18 protein-coding genes are annotated in these 20,715 nt (G+C 46.5%); 9 read left to right on the top strand and 9 right to left on the bottom strand.

The features are described 5' to 3' along the window. Window positions 1-58: 58 nt before the first annotated feature. Complete coding sequence (locus ACZ45G_RS20315) at window positions 59-1,189, bottom strand: iron-containing alcohol dehydrogenase (protein WP_464172326.1); 1,131 nt, start codon at window positions 1,187-1,189, stop codon at window positions 59-61. Between the two features lie 383 nt (window positions 1,190-1,572). Here ACZ45G_RS20315 and ACZ45G_RS20320 point away from each other — a divergent pair, with 383 nt between their 5' ends. From ACZ45G_RS20320 to ACZ45G_RS20345, 6 genes are all read left to right on the top strand, one after another. Next, window positions 1,573-3,150 carry an ABC transporter substrate-binding protein gene (locus tag ACZ45G_RS20320; RefSeq protein WP_464172327.1) on the top strand — a complete coding sequence of 526 codons (1,578 nt, stop codon included), beginning with the start codon at window positions 1,573-1,575 and terminating at the stop codon, window positions 3,148-3,150. A 103-nt stretch (window positions 3,151-3,253) separates the two neighbouring features. Then, complete coding sequence (locus ACZ45G_RS20325; RefSeq protein ID WP_464172328.1) at window positions 3,254-4,180, top strand: ABC transporter permease; 927 nt, start codon at window positions 3,254-3,256, stop codon at window positions 4,178-4,180. A gap of 20 nt (window positions 4,181-4,200) precedes the next feature. Next, window positions 4,201-5,073 carry an ABC transporter permease gene (locus ACZ45G_RS20330; RefSeq protein WP_464172329.1) on the top strand — a complete coding sequence of 291 codons (873 nt, stop codon included), beginning with the start codon at window positions 4,201-4,203 and terminating at the stop codon, window positions 5,071-5,073. Then, entirely contained in the window at window positions 5,073-6,044 is a 972-nt protein-coding gene (locus tag ACZ45G_RS20335; protein ID WP_464172330.1) for an ABC transporter ATP-binding protein, read from the top strand. Before ACZ45G_RS20330 ends, ACZ45G_RS20335 begins: the two co-directional genes overlap by 1 nt. Window positions 6,045-6,048: 4 nt before the next feature. Beyond that, a complete protein-coding gene (locus ACZ45G_RS20340; protein ID WP_464172331.1) occupies window positions 6,049-7,044 on the top strand; it encodes an ABC transporter ATP-binding protein in 996 nt (331 codons plus the stop codon). A 26-nt stretch (window positions 7,045-7,070) separates the two neighbouring features. Continuing rightward, the gene (locus tag ACZ45G_RS20345) at window positions 7,071-8,684 is read left to right on the top strand and encodes an N-acyl-D-amino-acid deacylase family protein (RefSeq protein WP_464172332.1); all 1,614 of its coding nucleotides are present in this window, start codon (window positions 7,071-7,073) and stop codon (window positions 8,682-8,684) included. A gap of 6 nt (window positions 8,685-8,690) precedes the next feature. Here ACZ45G_RS20345 and ACZ45G_RS20350 read toward each other — a convergent pair whose 3' ends face one another. From ACZ45G_RS20350 to ACZ45G_RS20375, 6 genes are all read right to left on the bottom strand, one after another. After that, complete coding sequence (locus ACZ45G_RS20350; protein ID WP_464172333.1) at window positions 8,691-9,158, bottom strand: Lrp/AsnC family transcriptional regulator; 468 nt, start codon at window positions 9,156-9,158, stop codon at window positions 8,691-8,693. A gap of 190 nt (window positions 9,159-9,348) precedes the next feature. After that, window positions 9,349-10,449 (bottom strand): alanine/ornithine racemase family PLP-dependent enzyme, encoded by a 1,101-nt coding sequence (locus ACZ45G_RS20355; RefSeq protein WP_464172334.1) that lies wholly within the window; start codon window positions 10,447-10,449, stop codon window positions 9,349-9,351. A 40-nt stretch (window positions 10,450-10,489) separates the two neighbouring features. After that, the gene (locus ACZ45G_RS20360) at window positions 10,490-11,161 is read right to left on the bottom strand and encodes an amino acid ABC transporter permease (protein ID WP_464172335.1); all 672 of its coding nucleotides are present in this window, start codon (window positions 11,159-11,161) and stop codon (window positions 10,490-10,492) included. A gap of 32 nt (window positions 11,162-11,193) precedes the next feature. Continuing rightward, entirely contained in the window at window positions 11,194-11,934 is a 741-nt protein-coding gene (locus ACZ45G_RS20365) for an amino acid ABC transporter ATP-binding protein (RefSeq protein ID WP_464172336.1), read from the bottom strand. 7 nt (window positions 11,935-11,941) lie between these two features. Next, entirely contained in the window at window positions 11,942-12,601 is a 660-nt protein-coding gene (locus ACZ45G_RS20370; RefSeq protein ID WP_464172337.1) for an amino acid ABC transporter permease, read from the bottom strand. A 123-nt stretch (window positions 12,602-12,724) separates the two neighbouring features. Beyond that, window positions 12,725-13,546, bottom strand: a complete 822-nt coding sequence (locus ACZ45G_RS20375) for an ABC transporter substrate-binding protein (protein ID WP_464172338.1) — start codon at window positions 13,544-13,546, stop codon at window positions 12,725-12,727. A gap of 271 nt (window positions 13,547-13,817) precedes the next feature. Here ACZ45G_RS20375 and ACZ45G_RS20380 point away from each other — a divergent pair, with 271 nt between their 5' ends. From ACZ45G_RS20380 to ychF, 3 genes are all read left to right on the top strand, one after another. After that, the gene (locus tag ACZ45G_RS20380; protein ID WP_464172339.1) at window positions 13,818-14,399 is read left to right on the top strand and encodes an LOG family protein; all 582 of its coding nucleotides are present in this window, start codon (window positions 13,818-13,820) and stop codon (window positions 14,397-14,399) included. Continuing rightward, complete coding sequence (locus ACZ45G_RS20385) at window positions 14,396-15,307, top strand: TraB/GumN family protein (protein ID WP_464172340.1); 912 nt, start codon at window positions 14,396-14,398, stop codon at window positions 15,305-15,307. The genes ACZ45G_RS20380 and ACZ45G_RS20385 overlap by 4 nt, the downstream gene beginning before the upstream one ends. A 260-nt stretch (window positions 15,308-15,567) precedes the next feature. After that, a complete protein-coding gene (gene ychF / locus ACZ45G_RS20390) occupies window positions 15,568-16,677 on the top strand; it encodes a redox-regulated ATPase YchF (RefSeq protein ID WP_464172341.1) in 1,110 nt (369 codons plus the stop codon). A gap of 80 nt (window positions 16,678-16,757) precedes the next feature. Here ychF and ACZ45G_RS20395 read toward each other — a convergent pair whose 3' ends face one another. Together ACZ45G_RS20395 and ACZ45G_RS20400 are read right to left on the bottom strand one after the other, a co-directional pair. After that, window positions 16,758-18,536 (bottom strand): aminopeptidase P family protein, encoded by a 1,779-nt coding sequence (locus ACZ45G_RS20395; protein WP_464172342.1) that lies wholly within the window; start codon window positions 18,534-18,536, stop codon window positions 16,758-16,760. Between the two features lie 16 nt (window positions 18,537-18,552). After that, window positions 18,553-20,679, bottom strand: a complete 2,127-nt coding sequence (locus tag ACZ45G_RS20400) for a methyl-accepting chemotaxis protein (protein ID WP_464172343.1) — start codon at window positions 20,677-20,679, stop codon at window positions 18,553-18,555. Between the last annotated feature and the right edge of the window lie 36 nt (window positions 20,680-20,715).

Here is a 20,715-nt window from a genome sequence, read left to right on the forward strand (position 1 = left end):
AACGCATCCCAACCCTGGTTTCAAAAAAACTATACACCAGAACATAGGGATATACACCCTATTCAAATGCATTTTCAAGTATTTTCAAATAATCTTTGGGTTCCATTGATCTTGGGTTGGACCCATTTGAATTATTTTGAAAAGACATCTGTGCAATGGTCTCAAACTGCCCTTTACCAATATTTAAGTCTTTAAACGCCGGAATCCCAAGCCGTTTGGAAAGATTTGTGATATGGGCGATGAACAATTGAGCGGCAACGGCATCCTCTTTTGCCAAAAAACCGTTCTTCCTGGCAAGATATGCAAATTTTTCCACACAGGCCGGAAGATTATAGGCCAGCACATGGGGCAAAAAAATGGAATTGGCCACCCCATGGGGAACATCATAAAGCGCACCAATGGATTCAGAAATGCAGTGAACCCCGGTTACATCGGAATTGCCAAAGGCAAACCCGGCAATGGTGGACCCATACATCAGACGTTCACGGTCCCCATGGTTATTTTCAATGTCCGCAACGGCATTCTCCAGTGACCCCAGAATTAATTGCACCGCTTTCAGGGCATTTGTATCGGTAATGAGGGTGGCAGGTTTTGATAAATAGGCTTCCACGGCATGGGTCAGTGCGTCTAATCCGGTGGAGGCGATAATGGATTTGGGCAGGGTTTTGATCAGATCCGGGTCCACAATGGAAACCGTGGGGTACAATTTGGGCCCCTTGATACTCATCTTAAATTTTCGGGTCACATCGGTAATCACCGACACCCAGGTCACCTCACTGCCCGTGCCGCAGGTGGTGGGAATGGCCAGAAACGGCAGGGGATCATGGACATATTTTTCCCTTCCTTCAAAGGCCTCAATGGGCCCGTCATTTGTTGCCAGCAGGGCCAGGGCCTTGCCCGCATCCAGGGGACTGCCCCCGCCAAGGCCAATGACAAGATCCGGTTTAATCTGCCGCAGTTCCCTTCCGATCCCATTGATGGTATCAGACTTGGGATTTGCCTCAATGGTATCAAAGATCCTTATCCCGGGCAGCATCCGGGTAACGATTTCCACCAGGCCCGAGGCAACAATACCCTTATCTGTAACGAGAATCGGAGTTTTCGCCTTTAAATCCTGGGCGAGTATTTTGGCAAGATTTTGAATCTCACCCGGGCCAAAATAAAGTTTTACCGGCATATGAAACTGCATGGAATCTCCTTTTTAATGTCTAATTTTTTATATTAGCACCAGGCGCCTTTATTTTTGCGCCCCTTTTATTAGGCCTGCATTAAAAACCATTCTGAACAAGTTGTCGAGTCTTTTTCTCTTAAGCTTGGTGAGCAGAATAAAAATAATAAATTTTATAAAGTTAATATTTTTAATATGTGTTATTTTATTAAATAAAATTTTTTACCAATTAATTTTTCTTATATTAAATATTTTATATTAAAAGTTTTAACAGTCTTCCCCCCGGACAGGTGCCGTTAAATGTAACCTTGCGGGGGGGGGGGGGGGACAGGGCAACAGATTTTTATAGTATGCCACACCATATTGAGACAAGATCATTCAATGCATTATAAAGGAGAAACATCATGGCAAACCGGTTTAATTTCATGCGATTTTTTTGTTTTTTAATCTTAACTTTAGGGCTGTTATGTTCACCGCTACATGCTGGTGAAAAAGTCCTTAAGATTTCCATGGACGCGGTTGATGCAGGTCAGTCCAGTTTTAATCCGTTTACAACCAGCAACACCAACACTGTGTATAACCTGGTCTATGACAGATTGGTGGAAATGGGGGCTGACGGAATTATTTATCCCCATTTATTAAAATCCTGGACAATATCAGAGGATGGATTGACAATCGAGTTTACACTAAAAAAAGGGGTCAAATTTCACGATGGCTCTGACTTGAATGCGGATGTGCTCAAATGGTTCCTGGAGAATCTGGGTAAAGGCCAGTCCAAGTATATGGTTGCTGCAGTTGACTCCGTTGATATCAAGGACAATTTAACCGTTGTCTTAAATTTAAGCCGGCCTGACCCCAATATTTTATATAATTTCACCTCCTCTTTTACAGGAATCCCCAGTAAACAGGCCCTGGAAAAATATAAAGAGGAATATGGCCGAAAATATGTTGTGGGGACCGGACCCTTTGAATTTGTTTCCTGGAAAACCGGGGATGAAATCGTTTTAAAGAAAAATAAAGACTATCGATGGGGATGCCCGCTTTCCGACAATCAGGGGCCCGCAAAGATAGATAAAATAATCTTTAAGGAGATCCTTGAAGATTCCACCCGGTTTCTTGAGTTCAAAACCGGCGGGATTGATATTCTGGAAAAAGCCCCCACGCTTTTCTTAGACAAAATTAGAAAGGATCCCAAGGCAAATGTCATCACCATGGCGAGCAACACCAATTTTCATATGGTCATGAACACAAAACGTGAATTTTTAAGTGATGTGAATATCAGAAAGGCCATTGCCCTTGCTGTTAATCAGGAAAGCATTCTAAAAGCAGTATTTCAAGGATCTGGTGCGCCTGCCTATACCTACCTGATCGACCGGTTGCCGGCACGCAAGGTGGACAAAAAATATGAAATTCATTTTGACCTTGCCACCGCCAAGGCTATCATGGCAAAAGAGGGTTGGACAACCGGAAGTGATGGAATCTTGGTAAAAGATGGCAAAAAGCTCTCCCTTGCCCTCTGGTGTAAAAGTGATTCAGATGAACGCAAAATTGCTGAAATTATCCAGGCCCAGTTGTTAAAACTGGGGGTTGCGATTCATATCGAACAATTTGATCCAAGCTCAATCAAGGCGGAATTCAAAAAAGGGAATCATGATCTGGTGGTTCGATCCTATGGCTGGGACAATGCCGATATTCTGGAATGGTTTTTCAATTCCACCCGGCCGGGATATCCAACCGTGTCCATGTGGCATGACAACGAGTCTGATTATTTGATGCACAAGGCCATGACCCGATCCAAAACATCTGAGGAACGAATTGAAAATTTCAAGAAATACCATGAATACCTGCTGTCCCAGTATCTTTGGGCCCCACTGATTAATACAGCCAACAACCATGCCATAAGCAAACGCGTGACCATGTCGTCACCACCACGGTTTAAGAATTTAGTCGGCCCTCCAATTTTGGATATGACGATAAAGTAACCACCTAAAAGGGAGGACGTGCCACAGGGCCCTTCCTCCCTTATTTTTTTGGTAAGACGTTTTTTTTACGTTCTGTTAGTACCGGATGAATTAAGGAAGACCCATGTGGATTTATATTTTACGACGAACATTATTGTTAATTCCGATATTTTTTATTATTTCCCTGGTGGTTTTCTCCCTGATCCATCTTGTGCCCGGAGATCCCATCGACTCCCTGCTCATACCCGGATCAACCGCTCAAGACAGGGTGGAATTAACAAAGGCCTATGGACTGGATAAACCGCTTCCGGTCCAGTACGGGCTCTGGCTTCAAAAATTTATTACCGGCGACATGGGACAATCCATCATTGAAAAGCAGCCGGTAAAGGATATGATTCTCTATAATATGCCGTTTACGATTCGATTGGGGGTGGCATCGCTGTTTGTCTCCTTTTTTTTGGGGATTACCCTTGGGATTATTTCCTCAGTTGCAAAAAACACCTTCATTGACTATATCTCCATGATTATTGCCCTGCTCGGCGTGACAGTTCCGGCCTTCTGGCTGGGCCTGATTCTCATGTTGATTTTTTCCGTGATGCTGGGATGGTTTCCGGTTTCCGGTTCCGGCAGTTTAAAAACCCTTTTCCTGCCGGCAATAACCGTTGGCATGGGGGGGGCTGGCCTTGTTGCACGAATTACCCGGGTCAGCATGCTGGAAATGTACAACAAAGAGTTTGTGCTCTTATTATACGCAAAAGGGTTAAGCCGCGCCACCATTGTAATCAAGCATATTTTCAGAAATGCCCTGATGCCGGTGATTACCATTTTCGGGTTGCGGCTGGGGTGGATTTTAGGAGGCACGGTAACCATTGAGATCGTTTTCAGCCGTCCCGGAATTGGAAGCATGCTGCTGTCGGCCCTATACCGGCGGGACTATCCCGTGGTACAGGCATCGCTTATCTTTCTGACCATGGCGGTTATCATTGGCGCCTTTATGGCAGATTTGATGTATGCCTATGCAGATCCCCGGGTCAGGGATGTCTATAAATAAAAGGATTTGGAGAGTCGTACATGATAGAAAACATAGTCAGGGAGCACAAGCCGCCATGGGTGGTCATCCTGAAAAAACTGTCAAAGAACAAACTGGGTCTCATCGGAACCGCGTTAATACTCTTTCTGATTCTTGTTGCCATTTTGGCCCCTCTGCTGGAACCCTATTCCTACAAGGAACAAAACATTGAAATAATGAATGAACCCCCGTCTTTAACCCATTTTCTGGGAACCGACGATTTTGGCCGGGATGTATTGAGCCGGGTCATCAGAGGAGCGCGGATTTCCTTTATGGTCGGTGTCGTGTCCGTGGCCATATCGGTGTTTATCGGGGTCATCGTCGGTGCCCTTGCCGGATTCTATGGCGGGGTAATTGATCTGGCCCTGACCACCATTGCCGATTTGACCTGGTCCATGCCGGAAATTTTAATCGCACTCCTGCTCGTGGCGATCATTGGAACGGGCCTGGAAAGTGTGGTGGTGGCAATTGGACTCTCCTACTGGGCGCAATACGCCCGGTTAATCCGAGGCCAGATCCTGTCATTGAAAAGTGCGGTGTTTATCGAGGCCACAAAATCCCTGGGGGCCAGTGATATGGTCATCCTTTTCAAACATTTGATACCCAACAGCATCGGACCGGTTATTGTGGCAGCCACCATTGGAATTGGAAATGCAATTGTCCTGGAAGCCACCCTGGGATTTTTAGGCATGGGCGCCCAACCCCCCACACCCAGCTGGGGAGCCATGATGAGCAATGGCACGGCATATCTGTTTATTTCTCCCTGGGTCATTTTATTCCCGGGTCTTGCCATGATGCTGACAGTCTTGGGCTTTAATTTGTTCGGAGATGCCCTGATCGACCTTTTGGATGTTAAAAATAAGGAATCCGATTAATGACATTCTTAAAAGTAAGCGATCTGGAAGTTGAATTTTGCGTGGATAAAAAAATAATAACCCCCATTGAACGGGTTTCCTTTGAGATGAAAAAAGGCGAAGTCCTGGGCATGGTAGGCGAAACCGGATCCGGTAAATCTTTAACAGCCCATGCCATCATGGGATTGTCCTCCCTGGTCGGGGGTAAAATTCGCGGGCGGGTTGAGTTCGGGGAAAAAGATCTTTTGTCTTTATCTGAACGAGAGATGCAGACCATTCGGGGATCACAGATCGCCTTTATCCCTCAAAATCCCATGACATCTCTGGATCCAGTTTATCGGGTGGGGGATCAAATTGTTGAGGGGTTATATAAACACAGGAAAATCAGCAAGCGAAATGCAAAGCTCAAGGCATTGGAGATCATGGAAAAGCTGCAGATCCCAAAGGCAAACCGTGTTTTTCAACAATACCCCCATCAGCTTTCCGGTGGATTAAAACAAAGAATTGTCATTGCCATCGGCTTGTGCACCAGCCCTCAATTATTGATTGCAGATGAACCCACAACCGCCCTGGATGTTACGGTGCAGGCCCAGATCATGCGATTGTTCCTGAAGATGACCAAGGACAAGGGGATCGGTTTGCTGCTCATTACCCACGATCTAGGGGTCATAGCCCAGGTGTCGGATAAAATAGCCGTCATGTATGCGGGGAACATTGTTGAATTGGGTCCCATCAAAACCGTGTTTAACACCCCCCGTCATCCCTATACCAAAGCGTTGCTCAACTGCATCCCCACAATTGGGATGAAAAAAGGTTCCCTGGATGCCATTTATGGGAATGTGCCCACCGTGGGAAATTACCCCAAGGGATGTCGCTATCAGCCCCGCTGTCCAGACCGGTTTAAGACGTGTGAAACCCTGGTCCCTGAACTGATTGAACTGGGACAAGACACACGGGTCGCCTGCCATAAATATAATGGGAATAAGGATTGATCTGATGGAAAAAATTTTAGAAATTAATAATCTTTCAGTCTCCTTTGGCGTCAGAGGAGGACTTTTACTGCGCAAGATCGGGACCATACAAGCGGTGAACAACGCCACCTTTTCGGTTAATAAAGGGGAAATTGTCGGTGTCGTTGGTGAGTCCGGGTGCGGGAAGTCAACCCTGGCCCGGCTAATTCTCAGGCTGGTTGAACCCGATAGCGGCAGCATCTCTTTTAACGGGACAGATCTGATGAAGATGTCAAAAAAACAGATCCAATGGCAACGGCGGCACATGCAAATGGTGTTTCAGGACCCCTATTCCGCCATGGACCCCCTTTATACCATTTACAGAAGCCTGTGCGAGCCGTTTCAAATTCAAAAAATCAAACTCACCCAAGGGGAACAGCAAAAAAAAGTGGATGCCCTCCTTGAGTTGGTGGGGTTAAATTCAGACCATGGATTTGCCTATCCCCATGAACTCTCCGGCGGGCAGAAACAACGGGCGGACATTGCCCGGGCCCTTGCCTTGAACCCACAGTTTGTGATACTCGATGAACCCACTGCCGCCCTGGATGTATCGGTTCAAGCCCAGATTATTAAACTGCTGGAAGGGTTAAGGGAACGGTTGAATCTGACATTTTTGTTCATCTCCCATGATCTGTCTTTGGTCTCTTATTTTTGCGACCGGGTCATTGTCATGTATCTGGGCCGAATTGTGGAGACTATTTCGGCGGATTTGATTGGAAAAACACCCTATCATCCCTATACAAAAGCGTTGATTGAGAGCATCTTTAAAACTGTTCCCGGTGAAAAAAACGAGCTTGTCCCCCTGGAAGGGGAGGTCCCAAGTCCCTTTAATCTGCCGCCCGGTTGTGTGTTTGTGTCACGATGCAAATATGTCCAACCCCTGTGCCGGGAAAAATTACCGGTTCTGAAAAATACTGCCCAGGGCGGCCAGGTGGCATGCCATTTCCCCTTAAATGCCATTGACTCAGATCATGATGTCTAAAAAATTTTTTTTTATGGAGAGTTTTCATGTGTGATGTATTGATAAAAAACGGCACAATCTTTGATGGCACAGGTTCCCCTGGTTTCTTGGCAGATATTTTTGTGAAAAACGGAAAAATTCAAAGGATCGGACCTTCCCTTGAGATAGAGTGTCAATCCATTATAGATGCGTCACAAAAGATTGTCTGTCCGGGATTTATTGATATTCATTCCCATACCGACACGACCATTTTAATCAATCCCAAAGCCGAGAGCAAAATCCGGCAGGGCATCACCACGGAAATCGTAGGGAACTGCGGGATGAGTGCAGCCCCCCTGACCCCTGAATTTTTACCCCAGTTAAAGGATCATCTGGGGGTAACCTCTGATTATGGTAAGCCTGGGGACATTGGAAAATTCTGGATGAGCTTTGGCGAGTATATCGATCATTTAAATAATCTGCCATTGGGAATCAACCTGATGCCCATGGTGGGGTTTGGGACATTGCGCTGTGCCGTAATGGGCCTGAAAAATACAATACCGACCTCAAAGGAAATGAGGGCAATGGAGGACTTGCTGGAAAAAAGCCTGGAACAAGGAGCTGCCGGCCTGTCAACCGGGCTTGAATATATTCCCGATTCCCTGAGCCATCCAGATGAATTGATTCGGCTGTGCCGGGTGATTGAACGTAACAACAAACTGTATGCCTCCCATATCAGGGGAGAATCCCAGACCCTGTTCTCTTCGGTGGCCGAGGCGATTCATACGGCACAAGTATCAGGATGTCGTGTTGAAATTTCCCATCTAAAGCTGGGCGGAACATTCAACTGGGGTAAAACAGAAAAATTATTTGCCCTTCTGGAAAATGCGCTCTCAAAGGGCGTCCGCCTTTCCTGGGATCAGTATCCCTATACGGCCTGGGGAACCGGTTTGAGCGATTATCTTCCCCGCTGGGTTTGCCAGGACGGTCATCAAAAACTTGGGACCTATTTAAGGGATCATGCCACCCGGGAAAAGATCCGCCGGGAAATAGAACAGGCCATTAAAACAGGGAATCATGCCTATAACACTGCGCCCTGGGAAAATGTCCAGATCTCCATGGTAAAATCGGCCCAATACAAGTTTGCTGAAGGAAAACGGGTGTCCCAAATCGCCAAAGATCTTGATGTCGACCCCATTGAGTTTGTGTTTGATCTGTTAGTCGCGGAAAAAGGGTCTGTTGCAACACTGGTTTTTTGTATGGATGACCAGGATATAAAAACCATCATGAAACATCCGTTGACCATTATTGCCAGTGACGGCAGGGCCGTTGCAACCTATGGACAATTGCATAAGGGAAGCGTCCATCCCCGGTATTATGGTGCCTTTCCCAGGGTCCTGGGCAAGTATGTAAGACAAGAAAAGGTGCTCTCCCTGGAAACAGCCATTCAAAAAATGACCTCAATGCCTGCTGAAATCATGGGTCTGAAGGATCGCGGTACACTGGCACCCGGCATGATTGCCGATATTACAATTTTTGATCCCAAAACCGTATCAGATCTGGCAACTTATGAGAACCCCCATCAATATTCAAAGGGGATTGAACATGTGATCCTAGCGGGGCATAGTATTATCCATGAAGGAGAACACACGAATAAAATGGCAGGCCAGGTGATTCAATAAAGATCTCTACAAAGATATACCCGGCGGCAGAAGGGTCCACTTTTTCTTTGATCTCATCACAACAAAAGACTCGCTATAGTCTATATTGCCCTGTTGAGGTAGCTTGGAGGACATAAAGCTATACAGTTCCTCCATGTTGTTTGAAAAAAGAATTTCCGCAAAAATATCATACCGCCCGGTCACTGCATATACACTGCCCACTTCCTGAAATTCTGCCAGGTCGTTCAGGGTTTCATCTATTTTTGAGTCGTCGATGACCCGGATGGCCACCAGCGCCATAAACAACTTTTCAATTTTAAAGACATCGATCAGCCCAGCGATTTTGAAAACACCGGACTGCAGTAAATTTTTAATTCGTACCTGCAGGGTGGGGCTTGTGATTTCCAGTTCTTTGACCAGTTCTTTGACCGGCATCCGACCATCCTGGCTCAGATAGTATATCAGCTTTTTGTCCAGAGCATCCAATTTTTTCATATCGCCCACCCCACATTTTGATCTGCTGTTCTAACCAATCACCGCATGATTTTTTTTAAGCGCCTATTCAATATCGTCCGTTGTGATCCCCAGGGGTTTATAATTGTTTGCACCCAATTTTCGTTCAATTTCAAGCAAATCCATTTTCCCCCTCCGATTTTATAAAAATTTCAATTATAAATTTGTGGGATTATTCATACTGGCCTTCATTCAGGTATACTTTTTCAATGTAGGTCGAGGTCATTGCTGACAACTGGCCAGCATAGTTCAAATGAAAGCGAATCTGGTCTCCCACTTTAACATCGGTCCCTTTTAAATCAACAATCGTGTGATCGCTGCTGGAACCGATAATTTCCATATCCCCCACCGGGGTTAACCCCTGGGTTAATACATCCTGTCGGCCAATTTCCAGAATGGCCCTTTTGATAGAGCCCCGATCTGAAAAGACGGGAACATTCCCAAAGGCATCCGTACTGATGATGCCATGGGGCAAAGAATCTTTGAGTTTAACTTCTATGACTTCTGCCACAAGGCAGCTTGTGTCTGTTTCAAGGGCCTCAATCGGCTTATAATCAATGGTGTTGCATCCGGTAAAGATCATCTCGCCGATCCTCAGGTTATTGATTTTTCCCAGCCGGTCTGTGTTTTTTACCCATGGATAATTTGCAGAATTGCCGCCGGAAATTAAGTCAAAATGAAGGTTGAATTTATTTTCCAATCCTTTGGCAATCCGGGAGAGTTCATCCATTTTTTCCTGGTCCGGAAGAATCGCCCCGACACACCCCAGGTTGGTGCCGATGCCAATGGGCTTTACTCCGCCAAAGGTAAGCGACCTGCCAAGGATTTCTTCCATATCCTCGGGCAGAATACCTTCCCGTAAATCACCCAGGTCCACCATCAGTATGATGCGATGAATCTTGCTTTGGGCCTCTGCTTCCTCGGACAACAGCCTGATAATCTCCAATTCAGAGTTAAGGCTGATATCGGCATAGGTTACCACCTGTTTAATCTTGCTCATGGCCGGTGTTCTAATGAGGACCAGGGTATTTTTAATGCCGGCATCCCTCATCTTTTTAATGTTTTCTATTCTTGAGTCGCCAAGAAGCTCTATTCCGGCTGCAGCCATTGCCCCAGCAACCTCAGGGCTGCCAAGAAAACTTTTGGTTACCCCCATCATAGAAATCCCTTTTGCCAGAAATATCTTTCTTAGAGACTTTGCGTTTCGATATATCTTGGCAAGATCGATTTCTATTCTCGGGAAACTTGGATAATTGCTGCATGGATGTGTCATCGGCTGTGTAAAATCCTGTTCGTATTAAGATATCATGGGCTTATTGCGCCAGCTGCAGCCCGGGGACATATACTTTTTTTTCAATGATACTCATGACTTTGGCCACAAAAAACACCATGATAATATAAAAACCGGCTGCCACCAGATATGATTCAAAGTACCGAAAATTCATGGCACCGGTAATGTCTGCCTGGGACAAAAGTTCAGGAACCCCCACGGCAAAGGCAATGGACGTGTATTTGAACATATAGATAATTTCATTGGAAGAGGATGGAATCACCAACCGCAATGCCTGGGGCAGGATCACATACCGTATGGCCCCCCATTTTCCAAGCCCCATGGCTCTGGCCGCAACCATCTGTCCGGGTTTGATCGACTGGATGGCCCCTCTGAAATACTCGGCCTGATATACAGACGTGTTGATGCCCAGGGCAATCCCGGCCGCAAGGATGGGCTTGAGCAAGATACCCATATCACCCAGACCATAATAGATAAAAAATAATTGGAGCAGGCAGGGGGTTCCCCTTAAAAATTCAACATAGGCAGTGACAATCCAATAAACAAATCGGGTGGAATAGACCCGGGCAACGCCCAGGGCCATCCCAAAAAGAATACCCACGGTGATACAGACGATGGACAGCTGTATGGTGACCCATGCGCCTGACAGCATATCGGGTAATATCTCAATGGCATAATTTAAAAAGCTGACCATTTGTTTAACACCTCCGGTTTACAGGATATCGGCTATTCCAGGCCGCTAAAATTTTTCAGAAAAAGCTTGGTTCGTTCATGCTGTGGTGATGAAAACAGTGTTTTTGATGGTCCCTGCTCCACAATAAGGCCCTGATCGATAAAAATAACCTTGTCGGCAACGGATCTTGCAAAGCCCATTTCATGGGTGACCACAATGGCGGTCATGCCGCTGTGTGCAAGGTCTGTCATGACGCTCAGTACTTCACCTGTCAGTTCAGGATCAAGGGCTGAAGTGGGTTCGTCAAACAAAATTAATTTTGGTTTTAAGGCCAATGCCCTGGCAATGGAAATTCGCTGCTGCTGTCCACCGGACAATTGTGCCGGGTAGGAATCGATTTTATCCAGCATGCCCACCGTCTTGATTTCCGCCGTTGCAATCTGCCGGGCTTTATCCTTGGACCATCTTCTCACCCTTAACGGTCCGAACATGACATTTTCCAGAATGGTTAAATGGGTAAACAGATTAAAATCTTGAAACACAAACCCCATATCAGCCCGGACGCTGTTGATGTCGGTTTCAGGGGTGTTGATGTTGACGCCTTCCAGCAGAATCTGGCCGGAATCCGGTGGTGATAAATGGTTGAGACATCGAAGCAATGTGCTTTTCCCAGAGCCAGATGACCCAATTACGGCAAGGGTCTCACCTTTTTTTAATTCAAAAGAAACATCCTTGAGAACTTCGTTGTCATCAAATTTTTTGGTAAGATTTTTAACTTCAAGTATAGTGGACATAAAATGATCAGCTCCTTTTTTCAAAGCCAGGAACCCAAAGCCTATCTTCTAATTTGTAGAAGAAATATGTTCCTATTCGGGTCAAGGTAAAATAAAGAATTCCCACAAACAAATAGACAGCCGCAGTATTTCCATAGGTATATGCAATAATATATTTTGCATTTCGCATGATTTCCACCACACCCACGACATAGGCAAGGGAGGTGTCCTTGAGCTCCGAAGAAAATTCATTGGTCCAGGGTCCGATGGACAGACGGATCATCTGGGGGATGACGATATAAAAGATGGTTCGGGGTCGGCTCATTCCCATGGCTTTTGCCGCTTCAATCTGTCCGGACTGTACCGACAGGATCGCCCCCCTGAATATCTGGGATTGAAATGCGGAAGAGCAAAGCCCCAAAGCGATGATGGCCGCAAGCATGGGGTTCAGGTCAAAGGGAAGATAAAACACAAGAAACAACAGAACCAGTTGAGGAATTGCCCATAAAAATTTCCGCAGGGTTGTTGCAAGAAATTTTGTCAGGGAGTTGCCAAAGATTTCAGCCAGTGCAATGGCAAGCCCTATCACAATGCCTACAAACAGCAGGCCTATCAGCACTTCTATTGCAACCAGTGTGCCCTTTGCAAATTGGGGAAGCTCTGAAATAAGTATTTTAATGATTTCCATAAACCTTGTTCCTGAAAACAACAATGGTTGAACAGATCAGCATCCTTTCCGGTCCGGGTCATCTGACCCGGACCGGAAGATCAGTTGTTCTGATAAGAGGACACCCTACATAGTGAAAAATAATTATTTAGATTCGCTGCAAAACTTTTTATAATCCACCTGATACGGAACTTGCTCTGCAGTTGCCCATGGCAGGTATTTTCGAACCAATTCTTCTATTTTTCCGGATTCATATGCCTTTTTAATACCCGAGTTAATTTTTTCAATCAAATTGTTGGGATCTCCAGGCGTAACAGCATAGGCGCTGTAATCAAAATGCAATCCCTTGCAAACATATTTTACATCTCTTTTGGCATCAATAAAGCCTCTGGCTGTTGGTGAGTCAACATGAAGGGCATCAAGCCGTCCATTCTCAAGTTCCTTGATGCCCAGTTCAACGGATTCATACGCTTTGATATTTATGTCAACACCCTTGTCCTTGAGTTCTTCCTTGAGCCATCTATAGCCGGTTGTTCCAGCCTGGGCACCCACATTAGCGCCCTTGGTCATGGCGGTCACACAATTGAGCTTTGAATTGGTTTTAACCAAGGTCCAATAGTCTGTTTTCCAATGCGGCAGGGCAAAGTCTATGACTTGTGAACGCTTACACGTATAGGACAGGCCCCCTGCCAGTATATCAATCTTTCCTTTTGAGAGTGCGGTAATAATGGCGGACCAGGGGATGTCTGCTGCTTCAACCTTAAACCCTTCAACTTCTCCGATATATTGAAGAAGTTCCCAGTCAAATCCTTTGATCTCGCCCTTTTCCGCCCATGTCCAGGGAGGAAATGCAGCATCAATTCCAAGTTTGTACACCGGAAGATCAGCAGCATAGGTGATGCTGCACATAAAAAGTGCTGTAAAAATGAAAACCCCGCCTAAAATCTTTTTACTAAATTTAAACATACGCTCTCCTTTTATCATTTAACATTATCAAAATCATGACGACTCACTATAATCCAATTTGATTTAATATAAAGATAATTACTTGTCAATCAATTATAAAAATATAAAATATAATACTTTTGAATATTATATTTTTAAAATTTAAAAGTTTAAATATTATATGGCTTATTGTGTCGGCGTGACCGGAGACGTGCAGACAAGGATTCATATTGACAATGCCTTCCCTTCTGGGATATTCAAAGCTCTATAAATATAAAAAGGATATAAAAGGATGAAAAAAATATGCGTATACTGCGGGTCAAGCCCTGGCCGGCGACCCGAGTATGTGGCAGCGGCCCGTTTTCTGGCTGAAGAATTATTGCTCCGAGAAATCGGACTGGTCTATGGCGGCGCCCATGTGGGAATAATGGGAGAAATCGCCAATACGGTCCTCAAGGGCGGAGGAGAGGTCATCGGCATCATGCCCCAGGCCCTGGTGGACTGGGAGGTTTCCCATACCGGGTTGACCGAGCTTATCATCGTTAAGTCCATGCACGAGCGCAAGGCCATGATGGCAGACCTGTCCCAAGGATTCATCGCCCTGCCCGGGGGACTTGGGACCATTGAAGAATTATTCGAAGTCCTGACCTGGGCCCAGCTGGGGTTTCACAAAAAACCCTGCGGCCTTCTCAATGCAAACGGTTACTATGACCATTTATCCTCTTTCCTGGACCACACGGTTGAGGAAGGATTTGTCAAGGATGTCCACCGGTCCATGCTCATTGTTGAAAAAAACCCGGCCACACTCTTGGATCGGTTTACCACCTATGTCCCTCCACTGGTGAACAAATGGATTGACAGGGAGGACACATGAAATTCAAACAATTTTGTATCGGGGCCCTGTGTTTTTTTTTCCTGGCCGGAACAGCCCTGGCCGAAACAACCCAGACTAAAACAGTCCAGACTGAAACAGCCCAGGCCGGATCTCCCGTGTGGAAGGTCAGCCAAGGAGACCGCCACTTCTATCTGGGAGGCACCATTCATATTCTGGGAAAATCAGACTATCCCTTGCCCAAGGCCTTTGATGCGGCCTATGCCAAATCCGATACCCTGGTCTTTGAAACTGACATCCAAAAAAGTCAGGACCCCGAATTCACAGAAAGATTCATGAAAAAAATGGTCTATTCGGACAACCGGACCCTGAAAAATCTATTGACACCTGACACCTTCCGGGCACTTACCATTTATGCGGCCGATCGGGATGTACCGGTTGATGCATTGAATCGATTCAAGCCCGGCCTGGTTCTGGTATCATTGACCCTGCTGGAAGTGGAGCGACTTGGGGTTGGCGGAATCGGAGTGGATGAATTCTTTTTTTCAAAAGCGGTCAAGGACGACAAAATGATTCATCACCTTGAAAGCCTTGACGAGCAAATCTCATTTTTTGAAACCATGGGACAGGGGAATGAAGACGAATTGATCGCCTATATCATCAAAGATCTCGCAACCCTTCCCGGCCTGCTGCCGGTCATCAAGTCCACCTGGAAAACAGGAGACCTCCCGGGCCTTTACAAGGCCATACTGGCCCCTCTGAAAAATGACTTCCCGGAACTTTACCACTCATTGTTTATGGAGAGAAACCAACGCTGGATGCCCAAAATTCAAGCAATGGCGGCAACGCCAGAGGTTGAATTTATTTTGGTGGGTGCGGCCCATCTGGCCGGGGAACAAGGCCTTTTTGCCCTGCTCAAAACCCGGGGATTCACCATTACAAATCAATAGGGCATTGCGTGGATAGGCCATGCCGGCAAACCTGTTTGTCCGGCGCTCTAAAGCTTGCCGCCCCCCCCCCCGGGTGCAAAAGGCCTATGGAAAACCCAGGCCCCGGGCTTAGGGGAATGGTATATTCCCGTCTTTCTGACAAATTAAACTTGTAAATTACCCAATATACTGTATAACTCGTTTCTTGTATTTTTTTTTGAATATTGATCCGGCAGGATAGCCTGTCGGATTTTCTTTATTAGTAATAAGGGTATCATATTATGCAGCTTAATTGTGGAATCGTGGGACTTCCCAATGTTGGGAAGTCAACCATATTTTCGGCACTGACCTCAGCGCCTGCCGAAGCGGCGAACTATCCATTTTGTACCATCGAACCCAATGTGGGCATTGTACATGTTCCGGACAAAAGACTGGGTCAGATCACCGGGTATATCGTTCCCCAGAAAATTATTCCTGCCGTTGTGGAATTCGTGGACATTGCAGGCCTTGTAAAAGGGGCTTCCAAGGGAGAAGGCCTTGGGAACAAGTTTTTAGGGCATATCCGACAGGTGGGTGCCATTGTCCATGTAGTCCGGTGTTTCGAAGATGACGATGTGGTGCATGTGGATGGCAGGGTTGATCCCGCGAGTGATATTGAGACCATCGGTATTGAGCTTGCCTTTGCAGACCTTGAAACGGTTCAGAAACGACAGGAGAACCTTGTCCGGCTGAAAAAATCCAATGACAAAAAGATTTCAGAAAAAGCAAAGTCAACAGAACCTGTCCTGACGTTGTTGATACAGGCCCTGGAAGAGGGGATACCCGCGCGCCGGGTGGACCTGGATGAACGCCAGACAGAGATGATTGCCGATCTTCACCTGATTACCATGAAAAAGCAGCTCTATTGCTGCAACGTGGGAGATGATGAACTGGACGAGGATAACGATCATGTAAAAACAGTTCGCACCCTTGCCCAAAATGATGGCTCCGGTGTGGTGGTTATCTCGGGCAAGCTGGAGTCTGAAATCAGCGATCTGGACTCACCCGAAGAAAAAGCAGAATTTCTTGAAGCTGCAGGCCTGGAAGAATCCGGCCTGGACCAACTTATCCGGGAAGCCTATGGGATGCTGGGACTTCATACCTATTTTACCGCAGGCGAAAAAGAGGTCCGGGCCTGGACCTTTCCCAATGGCGCTAAAGCCCCCCAGGCGGCAGGCATTATTCATACGGATTTTGAACACGGATTTATCCGGGCCGAAACATACCACTGCACCGATCTGTTTGAGTATAAAACAGAGCTAAAACTCAAAGAGAACGGAAAGCTGAGGGTGGAAGGCAAAGAGTATGTTGTGGCGGATGGAGATGTGCTTCACTTCAGGTTTAATGTGTAATCAGGCTTAATATATGGAACCCGTTGGCCCTGGTCCGGACCAACGGGTCTAACAACTCAAGCAGTTCTGATTCATGGGCGTTAAAGCGGCGCTGTTTTTTGTTTAAGCCATGCCGCAACTTGCGGGTCAAGGCCGGGACTTAAGCGTTCATAAACCTGTTGATGATAGGTATTAAAATAATCAATTTCTTCCTGGCAAAGCATCTCTTTGTCAACCATGGAGGTTTCAAAATGGCAAAGCGTCATGTTCTCAAAGCGCATGAACTGACCAAACTCGGTCTTGCGGTCCTCGGCCACTAAAATCATATTTTCCAGACGGATCCCGTAGCGGCCTTCCCGATAAAGCCCGGGTTCATTGGTCAGGAGCATGCCCTTTTTCAATTCCACATCTATGGGTGAGGGGCTAATCCGTGCCGGGCCTTCGTGGACACAGAGAAAAAATCCCACACCGTGGCCGGTACCATGGCCAAAATTCATACCCTCCTTCCAGAGGAACTGCCGGGCCAGGGTATCAATTTGAAACCCTTTGGTTCCCGTGGGGAAGAAGGCCGTGGCCACACAGATATGACCTTTGAGCACCAGGGTATAATCTTTGATTTCCTGTTTTGAGGGCGTTCCCAAATTGAGGGTCCGGGTAATATCGGTGGTGCCGGTGAGATAATTGCCACCGGAATCGGTTAGGAACATGCCCTCACGTCTAAGAGGGACATCGCTTTCAGGAGTTGCCGAATAATGACACATGGCCGAGTGCTCCCCATAGGCCATGATGGGGTCAAAACTATTGATATAAAAATCAGGCTGTTGTTTCCTGAAGTCAAAGAGTGTTTTGGCCACACTCATTTCAGAAACCTGGTCACTATCTGTTCTGGTTTCAATCCAATGAAGAAAATTGACCATTGCCACCCCGTCTTTAACTGCGGTCTGGCGCACATGATTGATTTCTGTCTCATTTTTAACCGCCTTGAGTTCTGTGGCGGGATTGATTTTCTCAATAATCCGGGCCCTGGGGTCCACGGCCTGATAAAATGCACCCCCCACAAAATCTGGATCCAGACGAATCCGGGTCTCCTTGCCCAGACGACCCAGGATTTCTTCCACCCGGGTATAGGCAAGCAGCTCAATATTGTCTTGTTCAAACGCGGACACAAGCGTTTCATCCACCTTAGATGGATTGATAAAAAGAATGGCCCGGTCAAGGGTGACAAGGGCAAAGGCCAGGTTCACGGGGGTGTTGCGAACATCCTCTCCCCTTAAATTAAAGGTCCAGGCAATGTCGTCAAGGGTGGTCATCAAGTGGGTATTGGCACCGGTCTTTTCCATGGCAGAGCGAATCTGATCCAGCTTTTCACCTCGTGTTTTTCCCGCATAGGTGTCTGAGAGCATCCAGGCCCTGGATGCCGGCATGGGGGGCCGGTCTGTCCAGATATCGGCGATAAGATCAACATCCGTGGCAAGGGTCATTCCTTTTTCCGTGAACACCTTCTTATATTTTTTAATATTTGATGCAGAAACGATTTTTCCGTCCATGGCAATGGTATCCCCCGAGGAAAGGGTCTGGGACAGCCAGGTCTCAAACTCTGGAACGCCAGACTCCCCTTGCTTGAACAACTCAAAGTCCGATGGCCCTATCTGGGAGACGGCCTGGATCCAGTATCGAAAATCTGTCCAGAGAATGGCGGCATCTCGTGTGACCACGGCCGTACCGGCAGAACCGGTAAAACCGGTGAGCCATTGCCTTGCCTGCCAAAAATCTGCCATATATTCACTCTGGTGGGGATCCCCGCTGGGAACTACAAGGGCTGCGATATTCTTCCCTGCCATTTTTTCCCTTAACAGGGCTATTTTTTTATTGGTATCCAAAAGATATATCCTTTAACTATTTTATTATAAATCGGTTAATCAACTGATCCAGTTTGGCTGTCTGGGTCCCCATTTCCTGGGTATCCTTGTTAATATTGGTGCAGTTTTCAGACATTTTCCCACTGGCCTGATTCACCGTTTCCATCTGTGTTGCAATGTCGGTTGTCAGGGTGTCGAACTGCGAAATGTTGGTGTTCACTTCATTAATGCCCGTTGCCACCGTGGCGGTATTATCGGCTATTTCCTTTGTGGTGACAGACTGTTCTTCAATGGCCGAAGCAATCTCGTTGACCACATCGTTCATATCTCCAAAGGTTTTCAATATGCCGGTCATTTCAGCAACCGTGTCTCCGGAGGAAAGCATGATCGTGTCAATTTTACCTTTGATATCCTGGGTGGCCATGGCCGTCTGCCTGGCAAGTTCTTTTATTTCCCCTGCCACAACGGCAAACCCCTTGCCTGCCTCACCGGCACGAGCCGCCTCAATGGTGGCATTTAAGGCCAGAAGATTGGTTTGTTCCGAGATATCGTTGATGGATGCGGTAAAACCATCAATCTGTCTTGCATCCATTCCCAATTGATTCACCTTGATCGAGGCAGTTTCAATTTTTCCCCTGGTTTCCCTACTCATGGACCTGGCTGATTCTGCATTTTTGGCAATTTCATTGATGGTGGCTGTCATCTCTTCTGTGGCCGATGCCACAATATCCAGGTTATCCGACGACTGGCCCACCACCCGGGAAATGGAAGAAATTTGTGAACTCATCCCATGGGTGGACCGGGTGACCGCCTGGGTCGTATCCAACATCTGGGTTGAAGTATCCGATATATCCCGGGATGCACCCGTTGTCACATCAACGGAACGGGCCAGGGATTGTGAACTTTTAGAAATATCCTGAATCATCTTCTGGAGTTTTTCTATAAATAGGTTGAACCAATGGGAAAGTTCCCCGATCTCATCCTTGGAGGTTATCTGGATGCGCTGGGTCAGATCCCCCTCACCTTCAGCCACATTTTTCAGGCTAGCAGTAACCTTAACAAGGGATTTCACCATGGTACCGGAAAAAAACAATGCCACCGGAATGATCAGCACCAGACAACAAAGATAGACGATCACCATGGTAAACGCCAGCTGCAGGGTATTATCCATCACGGTTTTATTTGAAGTCAACACAGATATGGCGCCACAAAAATCGGTCCCAGTATAAATCGGCAGCAGGCCCTGGAAATATTTTTCTTTATCCACCGCTATTACCCCGGGGATAGCCGCCTGTTTTTCCAGGATCCAGCCAACCGGTGCTGCCAAGGGAACGCCTTCCTTTTTAAGGCTGGCATAGGAAGGCAAGTCACCAACGACCAGGGTTTCCCCGGCAAATATATTAACATGCATGCCTGTCAGCTCAGCCATCTGGGTTACAAAGGCCTTGTCCAGCAGTTTTGACAAAACCACAACCCCAAAGCGCCGGGGCTCCATTTTATCGGTTTGCTTATTGTAATCATCTACCATCACCGGCACTAAAATGGACAATGCCAGATTGTCCCCCTGCCGGATCAGGCGACTCTCGGGTATGATGGCGTTTGTGGGAGGCTGTGATACCTTGCTGTCAAGATCGCTGATTGAGCCCCCTGTTTCCCACTGGCTCTTTTTTAAATCATCTGTTGCCTTTATACGGGTTGTTTTAAATGCTTTTTCCGGATTCACATAATAAAATCCTGCCAACAGGTTACCGTCTTCTTTTTGTTCTGCAAAGGCCACCAACTCTCCTTGAGCATCATAGACAGCCAATTTTTGAATATTATTTGCTGAAGCCGTGGCAAACATGGCATTGGCAAGATCTACAAAGGCGCTTTCCGTCATACTCAGGTCATAACCCTTTTTAAATTCACCAATGAATTTAACGTTTTCACTGACCTTGAACACCGTATCCATCTGACTGATTTTCGTGAACAGATCCTGCCGAACCTCTTGGATCTTATTTTTGATATTATTGACCCCCACCACAAGATTGGTGTTGGTAGCCGCAACATTCTGGCCATAGGTGACATAGGAGACCACCAGACAGGAAACAATCATGACCATAAAAATTACAAAAAGGATAACACTTAAAATCTTTTGCTTAAGTTTAAAAGAAAAAAAAATCATGTCACACCGTCTCCATAATTTTGAGTAACTGAAGTA

The sequence above is a fragment of the Desulfoconvexum algidum genome (genome assembly GCF_055382125.1).